The sequence below is a fragment of the Cellulophaga sp. F20128 genome, from assembly GCF_023015805.1.
Taxonomy (GTDB): Bacteria; Bacteroidota; Bacteroidia; order Flavobacteriales; family Flavobacteriaceae; genus Cellulophaga.
In genome coordinates, this window is sequence record NZ_JALKBA010000008.1 from 96,890 (window position 1) to 111,599 (window position 14,710).

Sequence of the window (14,710 nt, forward strand, 5' to 3'; positions counted from 1 at the left end):
GCGACTATTAAGAGGGCCATTATTATTTACAATCTTTATATGTTTCAAAAACTTCGAATTTCATTAGTAATACTTATTGTATTGGTCGCTAGTTGCTCCAAAGATTCTGTTGAAAATGAAGTTATAGCCACCAGTAATTCCGTTTTTGAAGCTGAGGTATTAAGCCTCATAAACGCACACAGATTGACTTTGGGAAAAAACACATTGGAGCAAAGTAGTATTGCGCAAAAGTACGCCAGTGAGCACACTCTCTATATGATTGAAAAAGGAGAACTAAACCACAATGACTTTCCCTATAGGGCACAACAAATTTCTGAAAAAACAAATGCTAAATATGTTTCAGAAAATGTAGCCAGGAATTATACTTCAGCAAACGAAGCCATAATTAATTGGTTGCTGAGTGATGGTCACAAGGAAAATATAGAGGGAGATTACACCCATACAGGCATTAGTGTAATGAAAAAACCAGAAGGCAATTACTACTTTACCCAATTATTTTACAAATAGTAGTCTACTATAAAAAAGTGCTTTTCTAATAAGACTACTATATTGGTTTATGTTTGTTCACTTCTCTTTTTTTAGCACCTTAAATTACTACACCACAACCTTTTCAGTCCTATTACCTCTTAATCCGACAAGTTGTTAAAACCCTGTTTAACAGCATTTTTAATCGATTGAAAAAGAATAAAATTGTGTAAAAACCCTATTTTATTTATAAATAATACACCTTAACGAAGATACATTTACTTACGTAGTATTTATCCAATATTAGGCTAAGTGAACGGGTACTTTTGCACAAAATTTTTAATTAGAAATCCCCCCACTATGCTACGAATAAAGTTATTGCCAATTATTATGCTAACCTTTTTAATCGCTGCTTGTAATTCTAAAAAGGATAGCGAAGAGTTATTTGGAGCAACTGTGGCTTCGCAATTAGTTGCTTCCAAAATGGAGGCAGACCTAATTACCTTAATTAACGATTACAGAACTTCTGAGGGCTTAAATAATTTACAACTAAGTGATGCCGCTTACAGATACGCCCACCAACATACTATATATATGATTGATTTAGGTGAAATTAACCATGATAATTTTTCAAAAAGAGCTGCTAATTTAGCTACTGAAACCAACGCCGAATTAATATCAGAAAACGTTGCCAAGGATTATAATGGAGCACAACAAGCCTTTGATTCATGGATAAGCAGCCCAGGACACAAATTAAACATTGTAGGTGATTATACACATACCGGATTAAGTGTTAAGCCAAATAATGCCGGCGATTATTATTTCACTCAAATGTTCTATAAATAAAATAAGCAAACCTATTTTCTTTTCTTAAATTTGGAATACGTTTACTAGTTACTCAACTTTATAATTAAGAAAAGCATTATGTCTATTAAAGCACCCTTTAACCTTACCAAGTGGATTAAAGAAAACAGGGATACCTTAAAACCACCTGTTGGCAATAAAAACCTGTACAAAGATGCTGGTGATTACATTGTTATGATTGTCGCAGGACCCAATGCTAGAAAAGATTATCACTATAATGAAACCGAAGAGCTTTTCTATCAGTTGGAAGGGCATATTGAAATTCATATTCAGGAAAACGGTGAAAAAAAAACAATGAAACTTGGTCCTGGAGACATGTATTTGCATCCTGCTAAAGTGCCGCACTCCCCGGTTCGCCACAAAGATTCTATAGGACTCGTAATTGAAAGAAAGCGATCCGATATGGGTGTTGATGATGGCTTGCTATGGTATTGCGACAATTGCAACCACAAACTATACGAAGCGTATTTTACCTTGAATGATATTGAAAAAGATTTTCTTAAACATTTTAAAATATTTTATGGCTCTAAAGAACATCGCAGCTGTGATAACTGCCATACCATAATGCCTACAGACAAAAAATTTGTCGCCGATGAAGACTAAACGAATCTCTAGGACAAGACAATTAGCAGATTGTTAAACGAAAGGCAATTATTTGTAACTTTGATAAAAATAACAATTTTTAATATAAAAGTTATAAAATGTCAAAAACTACAGCCTCATTTGGAATAGACAATGCTTTAAAACAATTAGGATTAAAAAATAGTAACGAAGGTACTTCAACCGGATCTGTAAATTTCTCTAGTGGAAATTTGATAGAAAGCTATTCTCCTGTAGACGGAAAACTCATTGGTAAAGTAAAAACTACAAGCAAGGAAGATTACGAAAAAGTAATGAAATCGGCTACGGCTGCTTTTAAGACTTGGAGAACAATGCCCGCTCCCCAACGTGGTGAGATTGTTCGCCAATTTGGTGAAAAATTACGCGAAAAAAAGGAAGCTTTAGGAAAACTTGTTTCCTATGAAATGGGAAAAAGTTACCAAGAAGGCTTAGGCGAAGTTCAAGAAATGATCGATATCTGCGACTTTGCAGTAGGCTTATCACGCCAACTACACGGTTTAACAATGCACTCTGAAAGACCTGGACACCGAATGTATGAACAGTATCATCCATTAGGCGTTGTAGGGATTATATCTGCCTTTAATTTTCCGGTTGCTGTTTGGGCCTGGAACACCGCATTAGCATGGATATGTGGTGATGTATGTGTTTGGAAACCTAGTGAAAAAACACCAATGTGTGGTGTTGCTTGTCAAAATATTGCCGCCGAAGTGTTTGCTGAAAATAATTTACCGGAAGGCATTTGTAACCTTATAAATGGAGATTATAAAGTAGGTGAATTTCTAACCAAGGATCCTCGTATTCCGTTAATATCGGCAACAGGTTCTACAAGAATGGGTAAAATTGTAGCTCAAGAAGTTGCAGGTCGTTTGGGAAAATCACTTTTAGAACTGGGCGGAAACAACGCCATTATAGTTACCCCAGACGCTGATGTTAAAATGACAGTTATAGGCGCTGTTTTTGGTGCAGTTGGCACTGCAGGCCAACGCTGTACCTCAACCCGTAGATTAATCATCCACGAAAGCATGTATGCCACCGTAAAGAAAGCTCTTGTTGATGCGTACAAACAATTGCGTATTGGCAACCCCTTAGATGAAAATAACCATGTTGGGCCGCTGATAGACAAGGCAGCAGTGAGCATGTATGAAAACGCCTTAACACAGGTTGTGGCTGAGGGAGGTTCTATTTTGGTAGAAGGCGGTGTTCTTTCTGGTGAAGGCTATGAATCTGGTTGTTACGTTAAACCAGCTATTGCCGAAGCAGAACCTTTTTATAAAATTGTACAACATGAAACGTTTGCTCCGGTTCTTTATTTGCTGACCTATACGGGTGATGTGGAAAATGCCATAGCTATTCAAAACCAGGTAGCCCAAGGCCTATCCTCTGCCATCATGACGAACAACTTACGTGAGGCAGAACACTTCTTATCTGTTACCGGATCGGACTGTGGTATTGCCAATGTAAACATTGGAACTTCTGGTGCCGAAATAGGCGGTGCCTTTGGAGGCGAAAAAGATACTGGCGGTGGACGAGAATCAGGATCTGATGCTTGGAAAATTTACATGCGCAGACAAACCAACACCATTAACTACACAACAGAGTTACCCTTGTCACAGGGAATTAAGTTCGATTTATAAGAACATAAAGAACCTCTATTTGATTTCTCAAATAGAGGTTTTTACGTTTATCTGATTTTGAAGACTAATCAATTACAGATATACTCTAAACTAACTCATTACCGTTTAAAAAAACCCAAATTCAATGCCGAACTTTTCGGGAGAATAAGGGCTTTTTTTCCTACTATGATACTGTAAATTTCAAGAAATATTTCTCATTTACAAACACATATTATACCACTGTAACTCAGAATTGTATAACTGGTTGCTTTTTTGTCATAAATGACTCAAACACAATTTAATAATCCATTAACTACAGTAATTATAGGCAGCATCCTTGTTTTTCTTAATTTTTTTAACATTTATAGTATTTTTTTAATACATTGTAACTTAGAACATTAAAACAAATAAAGATGGATTTTGAAAATATGAGTATTTGGTGCTGGCTACTCCCTATTTTAGTTGGAATAATATGTGGCATACTAGGCTATTTCTTAGGCAAGGGAAAAACGGAGGTTATCGATAATACTTCTTCGGTACAAATATGGAAGGATAAGAATGCAAAACTTACAGCCGACTTAGATGCGTGTAGAGCACAAGTAGCGACTTCCGCCGTAGTTGCTCCATCAGCACAACCAACTGTAGCCACCGCCACTGCTATGGCCTTTAATGCAGGAGCGGCCAAAGCGGTCATCGGAAAAAAAATTAAACAGGACGACTTAAAAGTTGTGGAGGGTATTGGACCCAAAATAGAAGGCCTATTTCATAGTTTTGACATAAAAACATGGAAAGCACTTTCTGACGTTTCTGTTGCGAAGTGTCAAGAGGTATTAAATTCTGGTGGAGACAGATATAGAATCCACGATCCTTCTTCATGGCCAATGCAAGCCAAAATGTGTTATGAAGGAAAATGGGAAGATTTAAAAAAATGGCAAGACAAACACAAACACGGTAAACTTTAGTACCCGCCGTAACACTAAAAACCCCGATTCATATATAAAGAATCGGGGTTTTTAGTGTTACCATTTATGGCATTAAATCCTTCCGTTAGCCTCTACCCATTTAAAATGGTATTGGTCCTGATCATACTTCATTCGCTCCGAAATACGTTCTAATCGAGAAGGAAGCTTGGTTAAATAATCCCTTGCTTTTTCTGCCGAATCATTTAAACCTCTTAAATTTTCAACATCCCAATAATTGTTCAACTTCTTAAGGATTTCTATATAATCTTGCGCCGTATAAACACCCAATCGTTGAGCACAATTCGAGAAGGTTTCAAATGCCGTTCCAATTTCCCCGCCAGATTCCCGTAAAAAATGTGCTGGCATAACAATTTTTCTTTTCATCATATCTGCAAAAGCAAGCAACATACCATTCGGATCTTGGTCCATAATGGTTTTCACAAATTCTCGGTAGGCCAAATGATGGCGCATTTCATCACCAGCAATAATGGTACACATTTTACCCAATAAGGTATTTCCTTTTTTCTTCGCCATTTGTCCCACACGTTTGTGAGATATATTTGTTGCTAATTCTTGAAATGAAGTATAAATAAAGTTTTTGTATGGATCTCTATCTGTTCCTATATCAAAACCATCTGCAATAAGATGCTGGGTCGTAATTTCTACTTCTCTCATATTTACCCTTCCAGATAAATACAAATATTTATTGAGCACATCTCCATGTCTGTTTTCTTCAGCAGTCCATTGTCGAACCCATTTTGACCACCCGTTTTCATTACCACTATGTTGGTCTATACCTTCAACATCCATTAGCCATGATTCATAGGTTGGTAAGGCCTCTTCCGTAATAGTATCTGCCACTAAAGTTACCCAAAAATCATAACCAAGTTCTTTCGCTTCTTCTCTAATTTGCTCTACTTCATTAAAAAAGTTATCGCTTTGAGAATCGGGTAAAAAATCCGTTGGCTGCCATATTTTTTCAATAGGAACTAGGTAAGAATCTATAAAACCTTCTACCTTGCCCTCAATGGCCTTCATTACTTCTAATCGTATATTGTGTGCAGACATATTAATGGTTCTTTTTACAAAGGTCGTTAATAATTTTTAATTCCTACCTTTTTGATTCGGATAAAACGTAAAGACATTGTTACTTTGCCACACTTCTTTTGTACGAATATCCATTACAGATAATGGTCCTCTAAAAGCTGCTCCTGTATCTATATTATAGACATTGGCTCCATTTTGAGGCGTAGTTTCCCCGATGCGCGTAACCGGAGTATGTCCAATATACACTTCTTTGTATTGCAACAGACGTTTTGGGTAGAGCTTGTCTTCTTTCGATAAATTAGGGTCTACAGAAAGTGCTAATTCCCATAAGGTTCTATCCCAATAGAATAGTTTTTCAAAATATTCAAAGTCCACTCCCTTTAAGTTTGTAAAACCAGCATGTAAAAAAAGTCTATTTTCATCATCCAAATAATAATTTTCAAGACCATCGAAAAACTGAATGTGTTGCTCTTTTGTATTCGGATCTAGAGAGGCATAAGAATCCATAGTAGCTTGACCGCCATGTAAAACCCAAGTAGCGTTTTGGTTGCCTGTCTTTAACCAATCTGCACAAAGTTCATCGTGATTTCCCCGAATAAAGGTGCAATTATGTGTGGTTTTTAAATCGATTAAATAATTGATTGTCGCTACAGCTTCACTCCAACCATCAACATAATCTCCTAAAAAAATAAGGTGATCATTAGGAGTTACAGCCGCATTTTTTAACACTTGTTGCAATGCTTTTAGTCCAGAATGAATATCTCCAATTACTAATTTTCTCATTGGGCAAAGAACGCAAATAGCGCAATAATAATCACAATAAATAGGACCAAAAAGAATATTTTCCAGAAAGAATAAGGCCTTGAACTGCTTATTTTTCCGGTTTGCCCATTGACATAAAAACGGTATTCTTTGCCATTATACGTATAAGAACTAATATATATGGGTAACAAAACATGTTTAAATTTTTCATCTGATAATTTTATATCTGCATGATGTATCTGTTGTGTATCTCCACCAATATCACGTCGAATCCATTGATACGCAATTTCTTTTGCTTTTTTAAACGATTGATGATGCCCTTCTTTCAGCGAAATCGTATACTTTTCCGTGACAAAGCCCGCTAAATACTTAGAAGTAAAAGGTTGCAACTCTTTAAGGTTCCAAAAGGAAACACTGGTCGGAATTTCGCGTTGTTTTTTCTCTGAAGCATTGATTAAAATATCATCAACAAAGCCGTTTACCCGACCAGATGCAGGGTGCCATCTTGTTTTCCGAACCTGTCTTGTTTTGGTGCCATTTTTAGTTTTGTAGGTTTGTGTTACATAATAATACTCACCCCTTTGCCCTTGGTAGTCTGCAGTCATATTAGCATCAAATGTCCAATGCGGCACATACAAGCCATGTATACTTTCTGGATCTAAGGCTGCTCTTTTTAGTTTATTGGGAGCAAACCAAATACCACCTACCCATTTTTTAAAAATACTTCCTGCCTTTTTAGCATCCAATTGAAAAGGCACAACGGCACTAGGCAAAATCCACCCCTCCTTTTCAATATCTTCACGAATTAAGGGCTCACTACAATACACACATTGGAGCGACTTAAAGTTTTCTTCAATATGCTGATTGGCGCCACAGTTTTTACAGTGTAACAAATCTATAGTTTCTGTATAGGCATTATCACCAACAGCTTTTAGATAATGCTGTAGTTCTAACTCTTCAAAACTACTTTTGGCTTGCTCAATAAATTCTTCATAGCCACAATAGCCACACGCCAATTGTTGTGAACCAGGTTTGTATTTTAACTCAGCACCACAATTGGCACAGGGTTTATTTTGTTCAGATTGTTTTAATTCTTCCATAAAATTACCTCATAGCAAAGGGTGAAATTCCCTGCACAATCAGTTGTTTCAATGCTACATAGCTACAGCACATTAAATAAGTTACGCTTTTCATCAAACCAATGTTTCATTGCTACAGGATTCATACTTCGCATTTGCTCCATTGCCTCAAGATGAGCTACATCACCCTCCAGAAACATTTCCCTACCGTGCTTTTTACTTTGTGCTGCTATTTCTTCAAAAGTAGCACCATAAAATTCCATTGCACATGCTCCCCCCAACTGTTTACATGTCATTTTTTTCATACTTCTAAAATTTCATACTATGCTCCAGGTAATGGCGGAGGTGTATTACCCCCTAAAAATACTTTTAACTCTTCTATTTCATTTAGTGCGGCCCAATTAGCCATTCCTTGTTTCCAAAGTAATGTTTCTTTATTTATCGTCCTGTTGGCAAAAAGTTCCTTTAGTTTCTCAAACCCAACAGGGCCCATTTGTTGGCCATTTGTAGCATAAAAATACATAGTTTGTACCGGCATTGGAGGAGGCACTGCTGCTCCCTGAGGTACTTGTGCTGCTGCAGGCTGCTGCATCTGAGGATTTATCATCCCACCCATTTGTTGGGCCAATACAAAACCCATTCCCATTCCCATACCTGCTCCTGCTGTACCCCCTTCGTTTTTAGCTGCAGCTTCAATGGCTTTGGCTGTTTTAAATTGGGTTAACTTACCCATATCCAACTTATCGAGCCTACTGTACTCAAAAATTTCCTTTTTAAGTTCTTCCGGCATGGATACATTTTCTATATAAAACTTCTCCAACTCTATACCTACCCGACCAAATTCTGGCTGCATAACATCTTGACAAGTTTCAGAGAGTTCAGACGTATTTGCCGCATACAACTCTATTGGCAAATTGGCCTCACCTACGGTATCTGTAAAACGTGTAACTATTAAACTTTTTAAATGCTCATTCACTTCATAATTTGTGAAATTACCATCAGTTCCTACGACATCTACTACAAATTTACCTGCATCTATGATCCTAAAACTATAGGTCCCGAAAGCCCTTATTTCTGTAAGTCCAAAGCGAGAATCGCTTAACATTATTGGATTTTTGGTGCCCCACTTTTCATCTGTAAACAATCGAGTGTTTACAAAATAAACCTCGGCCTTAAACGGACTATTAAAACCATATTTCCAACCTTTTATGGTGGTTAATAGGGGTAAATTCTGAGTGTTTAGCGTGTAGGTTCCTGGTTTAAAAACATCCGCCAATTGACCCTCATTGACAAAAACAGCCACTTGCCCTTCTCTTACGATAAGCTTGGCGTTGTTTTTAATTTCATTTTGGTAACGTTCAAAACGGTGTACAATGGTATCATTGCTATTGTCTAACCATTCTATGATATCTATAAACTCGTGACTTAATTTCTTTTTAATTTCATCAAATATTCCCATTTGGTTGTGTTTTTATAAATTTCTTAAACAAGGTAGTGAAATTAGTAAAACTTAAAAAAAGGTTTAATTCTTTTTTTACCTTAAAATTCAAAAACTAGCCTGAAGTTGTATTTTTTCTATCATAAATTATTTTTAAATTTTTTAAAAATAATTTTTTTTGAGAACTTTTTTATATAAAAAATAACTTATAATCCTTATTATCAGTTTAATACCGCTTTTTTTTTGAAACTTGTATGATAATAATCAGATTAAAAGTTTATTTATTCTGCTATTTTCACACTACCTTTGAATTATATTTTTCATAGCATAATTTCAAAAAAAAAGCAAAATGGCAACTCAAATACTACAAAAAATAAGAAAAACCCACTCCCAAGAAGAGGTACTCAAAGCCACCTCCAATTATTTCAAAGGAGACGATTTAGCAGCACAGGTATGGTTAAACAAGTATGCGCTAAAGGATTCTGAAGGTAATATTTATGAGTTAACACCAGATGATATGCATCGCCGTATTGCCAAAGAAATTGGGCGCGTAGAACAACAATACAAAAACCCTTTAAGTGAAAGTGAAATTTTCGACCTTATTAAAGATTTTAAATACATTGTTCCCCAAGGCAGCCCAATGGCTGGAATAGGCAATCCTTTTCAAATAGCATCACTTTCTAATTGTTTTGTAATTGGAAATGATGGCAAATCTGATTCTTATGGGGGTATTATGAAAATTGATGAAGAACAGGTGCAATTAATGAAAAGACGTGGGGGTGTAGGCCACGACCTTTCTCACATAAGACCCAAGGGTTCTGCCGTAAAAAATTCGGCTTTAACCTCAACGGGCCTTGTTCCATTTATGGATCGCTATTCTAACTCTACTAGAGAAGTTGCTCAGGATGGCAGAAGAGGCGCATTGATGCTCTCTGTTTCTATTAATCATCCTGACGCAGAAGATTTTATAGATGCAAAAATGGAACAAGGGAAAGTAACAGGAGCTAACATTTCTGTGCGTATAGACAACGAATTCATGCAATCTGTTGAAAACAATAGCCCTTATGTACAGAAATTCCCAATTCACAGTCCTTCACCAAAGGTGAGTAAAACCATAAATCCGAATAAACTATGGAATAAAATAGTACACAATGCATGGAAATCTGCAGAACCTGGTATTTTGTTTTGGGACACTATTATCAAGGAATCTGTTCCTGATTGTTATACCGATTTTGGCTTTAAAACCGTGTCTACAAACCCTTGTGGTGAAATTCCGCTTTGTCCTTACGATTCGTGTCGCCTTTTAGCCATCAATTTATTTTCATATGTGGACAACCCTTTTACCAATAAGGCCACTTTTAACCAAGAATTGTTTAAAAAGCATATTGGAGTAGCCCAGCGTATGATGGATGATATTATTGATCTTGAATTAGAAAAGATTGATGCTATTTTAGAAAAAATCCACTTAGACCCAGAACTAGAAGAAACAAAAAGTGCAGAGTACAATTTATGGAAAAAAATTAAAGAAAAAGCCATTCAAGGGCGTCGTACCGGAATTGGCATTACAGCAGAGGGCGATATGCTCGCAGCGTTAGGACTCCAATACGGAAGCAAAGACGCCAATGTGTTTTCTGTTGAAGTTCATAAAACCATCGCATTAGAAGCCTATAGAGCATCTGTAAATACCGCCAAAGAAAGGGGAGCATTTCAGGTTTTCGATGCAAATCTTGAAAAAAACAATCCGTTTATTTTACGCCTAAAGGAGGCCGATGAAAAATTGTACGATGATATGTTAAAATATGGTCGCAGAAACATCGCCTTACTAACTATTGCCCCTACAGGCACTACAAGCTTAATGACCCAAACTACCTCGGGCATAGAGCCGGTTTTTCTACCTGTGTATAAACGTCGTAGAAAAGTAAACCCTAATGATGTAGGGGTGAATATAAATTTTGTAGATGAAGTTGGAGATTCTTGGGAAGAATATGTTGTATTTCACCACAGATTTAAACAGTGGATGTCTGTAAATGGATATGATACTGCTAAAAAATACAGTCAGAAAGAAATAAATGAATTGGTACAGAAATCCCCATATCACAAAGCCACATCCAATGATGTGGATTGGATGAGCAAAGTTAAACTGCAGGGCGCCGTTCAAAAATGGGTAGACCACTCTATAAGTGTTACCATTAATTTACCAAACAACGCCTCAGAAAAACTGGTTGGCGAATTGTACCTTGAAGCTTGGAAAGCAGGTTGTAAAGGAGTTACAGTTTACAGAGACGGTTCTAGATCTGGAGTCTTGATTTCAAATGACGAAAAAAGTGACGATGATAACGATGCCGAAACCCTAACAAATTTTCCATCCAAACGACCTGAAACTGTTGAAGCCGACATTGTACGATTTCAAAACAACAAAGAAAAATGGATTGCTTTCATAGGGCTAATTGACGGGAATCCTTATGAGATATTTACGGGCTTGGAAGATGATGAAGATGGTATTTTAATACCACGCTGGGTCAACAAAGGATTGATCATTAAAAATAGAGACGAAAATGGCATTTCTAGGTATGATTTTCAATATAAGAATAAACGAGGTTACAAAACCACCATTGAAGGCTTATCACATAAATTTAATCCTGAATACTGGAATTACGCCAAATTAATTTCAGGGACCTTACGCCATGGTATGCCTATTGAAAAAGTAGCAGATTTAATCAATAGTTTACAGCTCAACAACGAATCTATAAATACATGGAAAAATGGAGTGGCACGAGCTTTAAAAAAGTATGTAGTAGACGGAACTAAAGTTAAGGGTCAAAAATGTGAGAATTGCAATTCCACGACCCTTATTTACCAAGAAGGCTGTCTAACCTGTAAGGATTGTGGATCTTCAAAATGTGGATAAAATGAACTAAAAGGCAAAACAATAACATAAGGATTGTACCCTCTAATTATACCTCACCTTTCTTAAAATTCGGAAAGCTTCTTTTAGAGATTGGTACACTTCTTTGTTGTGTTTTTTTATGATAGGTTTTGCTTTTTCCATTTGCGGCAATGCCTCTAGAAAATCATTTAGGTAACAAATTAAATACGTATCAGGCAGATGATTAAGGTCTTCCTGTTCCGCGGTTGTTAGTTTTATATTTTTTTCTAATTTGTCAATCAAAGCAACGTTGGTATTGAAAATGTGATGCAGCGTTTTTTTATCATACTGGGGTGGTTCAAAAATTAAATCGCTCTGAATAAAGTATTTTCCATTATGATTAAAGGTAATCACCACTTTTTCAAATGGATAATACTTTTGTTGCTTTCCCAAGCCGAGTTGCACATATTCTGTTGTTGTAAAAGAATCCTCATCGAAGGCAATGGTGATTTCATCAAAAATGGAATAAAACAATTTTACCTGTTCATTAATTAACTCTATATCCACTCGAGAATAATACAGCTGTTCCTTTATTTTATTCTGATTTCCGGCCCAACAAACCACAAACTGCTCCTTAAAAACTTTGTAGTAACTGGGCAGATCTTTATGCCTATTGTTTATAAAATCGATTACTCCGTCAAGGGTGAGCTCAATATTGTTTTTAGCGTGTTGTTCTATCGTAGTAACAGCATTAGAATTAATATCCTTTAATTCTATTCCATAAGCCTTAGGCATACTAATACTTCCTTCCCTAAAAAAAACAGTGCCGCCATAATATTTCCAAATATTCTTACTTAAGACACATACTTTCCCGTTAGATTTAATGGTAACCAAACCTACCACCTTACCTTCAGGAAGATGTGGAAACGGAATATTCTCATAAGATATAGCTGGAGCGTTATTGATATAGGCGTTTACTAAATTTTGAATTTTGCTATCATCAAAAAAATCAACTCCCACAATAGTATTACCCTCATCTTCTACACCTACAACGATAAAAGAATTGTTTTTGGGATTGCTATTGGCCAAAGCACAAACATGTTTTAAAAACTTTGCTTTTCCTTCCTTTTGTCCAATGTCTATAAATCGCTTTTTATCATAAAAACTATTCTCATCATTATGAGCTAACAAGTTTTTTACTAATAGGCGCTTGTTAATCATTACTTTTATTTACAATAGTACTATTCGCTTGGGCCGTACTCATAACCACCAAATCAGCGATATTTACATGGTAGGGTCTCGTCACTACAAAATGGATAATATCCGCTACATCTTCTGCCTGTAAAGCAGTAAAGCCCTGATATACTTTTGCTGCACGATCTTCATCGCCTTTAAACCGTACACTACTGAATTCTGTTTCTACCATTCCTGGGTTTATAGAACCAACTCTAATATTGAACGGATTTAAATCGATGCGCATTCCTTGATTTAGCGCATCCACAGCATGCTTACTGGCACAATACACATTGCCATTTGGGTATACTTCCTTGGCTGCTGTAGATCCAATATTTATGATATGTCCCGCTTTTTTGGCCACCATCCCCGGAATAATAGCCTTAGAAACATACAAAAGCCCTTTAACATTTATGTCGAGCATAGCATCCCAATCGTCTAGACTACCCTCTTGTATAGGTTCTAATCCATGTGCATTACCTGCATTATTAATTAAAATATCAATGTCTGTAAATTCCGCTGGCAAGGATTGAAGAGCAGCAAAAACAGCATCCTTATCGCGCACATCAAAATTTAAAGTATGCACTGAGGTATAATGCATTAATTCCTCTTTAAGCGCCGTTAAACGATCTTGTCTTCTGCCGCAGAGCACAAGGTGTATCGCATGCTTAGCAAAAAGCTGTGCTGTTGCCCTCCCAATACCGCTAGTTGCACCAGTTATTACTGCTATTTTCTTTGTAGTACCCATTGTTCTGTTTTTATGGAACCGAATGTCCTTGGCTTGCTTTTAATAACAAAAACCAATCTTCTAATTCTAAATTAATTTCTTGTGCCTGAACTGCAGCCCGTATTCGCTCTGGCGTTGTGGTGCCAATTACAGGAGATATAACAGCTGGATGTCGCAAAATCCAAGCCAACAACAATTGATCTTCGGCAACATTATACTTGCTTACAAGTGCTTTTAAGGTCGCCTTTATTCTTTGGGTTTGTTCGTTTTCTTCTTTAAAATAAACACCCAATGGACTCCATGCCATTACCCTTCTTTTGGCTGTAATACAATCATCTAATGTGCCGTCATACATTGCTGTATGTTCCGTTAGCGAAAACTCAATTTGATTGCCACAAACGGGTATTTCCGTTTCCAGCATTTTAATCTGTGATGCTGTAAAATTAGAAACCCCAAAATCAATAATTTTACCTTCTTTTTGAAGCACTTCGACGGCTGCTGCTATTTCTTCTGGATGCATTAATGGGCTTGGTCTGTGCAGCAGTAAAAAATCGATATATTCAGTTTTCAGATTTTTTATAGATGCATAAACGGCATCGATAATATAGGCCTTGTCATATTGATAATGACCAATGGTATTATCTCGGTCTTTGCAGACAAACTGAATACCACATTTGGTTATAATCTGTATTTTTTCTCTAGCAATAGTACTGTTGGCAAAAGCCGCACCAAACATAGCTTCATTTGTGTAACCACCGTAAATGTCGGCATGATCAAAAGTGGTAATCCCTACATCTACACAATGGTTCATTAAAGCACCCATTTTTTGTTCTTGTAAGTTTTTACCCCAACTTCCCCAAGTCATTGTACCCGCTATAATTTTTGAGTATTTTTGTGTTGTTTTCATAATAGTATGTGAAAATAAAAAATAAAAACCTTAAATAGTTCATAAAACTTCCGCTATTCCATAATATTTAACCTATTATTAACAGCAGAAACGCAATTTAATTTAGATTTTGCATCTTATTAATAA

Annotated in this window: 14 protein-coding genes; 6 read left to right on the forward strand and 8 right to left on the reverse strand. The window is 36.4% G+C overall.

All coding sequences use genetic code 11. The features are described from left to right. Positions 1 to 39 precede the first annotated feature (39 nt). The 5 genes from MWU65_RS09785 (at position 40) to MWU65_RS09805 (ending at position 4,525) form a co-directional block, all read left to right on the forward strand. On the forward strand, positions 40 to 507 hold the full coding sequence (locus MWU65_RS09785; protein WP_247077434.1) for a CAP domain-containing protein: 468 nt from the start codon (positions 40 to 42) through the stop codon (positions 505 to 507). Between the two features lie 318 nt (positions 508 to 825). Further along, positions 826 to 1,311 (forward strand): CAP domain-containing protein, encoded by a 486-nt coding sequence (locus tag MWU65_RS09790; protein ID WP_247077435.1) that lies wholly within the window; start codon positions 826 to 828, stop codon positions 1,309 to 1,311. Between the two features lie 78 nt (positions 1,312 to 1,389). Then, on the forward strand, positions 1,390 to 1,932 hold the full coding sequence (locus tag MWU65_RS09795; RefSeq protein ID WP_247077438.1) for a 3-hydroxyanthranilate 3,4-dioxygenase: 543 nt from the start codon (positions 1,390 to 1,392) through the stop codon (positions 1,930 to 1,932). A gap of 98 nt (positions 1,933 to 2,030) precedes the next feature. Continuing rightward, entirely contained in the window at positions 2,031 to 3,584 is a 1,554-nt protein-coding gene (locus MWU65_RS09800) for an aldehyde dehydrogenase family protein (RefSeq protein WP_247077441.1), read from the forward strand. Between the two features lie 392 nt (positions 3,585 to 3,976). Next, positions 3,977 to 4,525 (forward strand): hypothetical protein, encoded by a 549-nt coding sequence (locus tag MWU65_RS09805; RefSeq protein WP_247077444.1) that lies wholly within the window; start codon positions 3,977 to 3,979, stop codon positions 4,523 to 4,525. A gap of 72 nt (positions 4,526 to 4,597) precedes the next feature. Here MWU65_RS09805 and MWU65_RS09810 read toward each other — a convergent pair whose 3' ends face one another. From MWU65_RS09810 to MWU65_RS09830, 5 genes are all read right to left on the reverse strand, one after another. Continuing rightward, positions 4,598 to 5,593 carry an acyl-ACP desaturase gene (locus MWU65_RS09810; RefSeq protein WP_247077447.1) on the reverse strand — a complete coding sequence of 332 codons (996 nt, stop codon included), beginning with the start codon at positions 5,591 to 5,593 and terminating at the stop codon, positions 4,598 to 4,600. 36 nt (positions 5,594 to 5,629) lie between these two features. Continuing rightward, entirely contained in the window at positions 5,630 to 6,355 is a 726-nt protein-coding gene (locus MWU65_RS09815) for a metallophosphoesterase (protein ID WP_247077450.1), read from the reverse strand. Beyond that, positions 6,352 to 7,434: a DNA helicase PriA gene (locus MWU65_RS09820; RefSeq protein ID WP_247077452.1), complete on the reverse strand. Its 1,083-nt coding sequence runs from the start codon at positions 7,432 to 7,434 to the stop codon at positions 6,352 to 6,354. The genes MWU65_RS09815 and MWU65_RS09820 overlap by 4 nt, the downstream gene beginning before the upstream one ends. A gap of 62 nt (positions 7,435 to 7,496) precedes the next feature. Beyond that, on the reverse strand, positions 7,497 to 7,718 hold the full coding sequence (locus MWU65_RS09825) for a DUF1059 domain-containing protein (RefSeq protein ID WP_247077454.1): 222 nt from the start codon (positions 7,716 to 7,718) through the stop codon (positions 7,497 to 7,499). Between the two features lie 17 nt (positions 7,719 to 7,735). After that, a complete protein-coding gene (locus MWU65_RS09830) occupies positions 7,736 to 8,872 on the reverse strand; it encodes an SPFH domain-containing protein (protein WP_247077456.1) in 1,137 nt (378 codons plus the stop codon). Positions 8,873 to 9,200: 328 nt separating this feature from the next. Here MWU65_RS09830 and MWU65_RS09835 point away from each other — a divergent pair, with 328 nt between their 5' ends. Next, positions 9,201 to 11,759 (forward strand): adenosylcobalamin-dependent ribonucleoside-diphosphate reductase, encoded by a 2,559-nt coding sequence (locus tag MWU65_RS09835; protein ID WP_247077458.1) that lies wholly within the window; start codon positions 9,201 to 9,203, stop codon positions 11,757 to 11,759. A 42-nt stretch (positions 11,760 to 11,801) separates the two neighbouring features. Here MWU65_RS09835 and MWU65_RS09840 read toward each other — a convergent pair whose 3' ends face one another. Genes MWU65_RS09840 through MWU65_RS09850 form a run of 3 tightly spaced genes read right to left on the reverse strand, consistent with a single transcriptional unit; the run spans position 11,802 to position 14,584 of the window. Then, on the reverse strand, positions 11,802 to 12,938 hold the full coding sequence (locus MWU65_RS09840) for an ATP-binding protein (RefSeq protein WP_247077461.1): 1,137 nt from the start codon (positions 12,936 to 12,938) through the stop codon (positions 11,802 to 11,804). Further along, positions 12,931 to 13,698 carry an SDR family NAD(P)-dependent oxidoreductase gene (locus MWU65_RS09845; protein ID WP_247077464.1) on the reverse strand — a complete coding sequence of 256 codons (768 nt, stop codon included), beginning with the start codon at positions 13,696 to 13,698 and terminating at the stop codon, positions 12,931 to 12,933. Before MWU65_RS09845 ends, MWU65_RS09840 begins: the two co-directional genes overlap by 8 nt. 10 nt (positions 13,699 to 13,708) lie before the next feature. After that, positions 13,709 to 14,584 carry an aldo/keto reductase gene (locus MWU65_RS09850; RefSeq protein WP_247077466.1) on the reverse strand — a complete coding sequence of 292 codons (876 nt, stop codon included), beginning with the start codon at positions 14,582 to 14,584 and terminating at the stop codon, positions 13,709 to 13,711. Positions 14,585 to 14,710 lie beyond the last annotated feature (126 nt).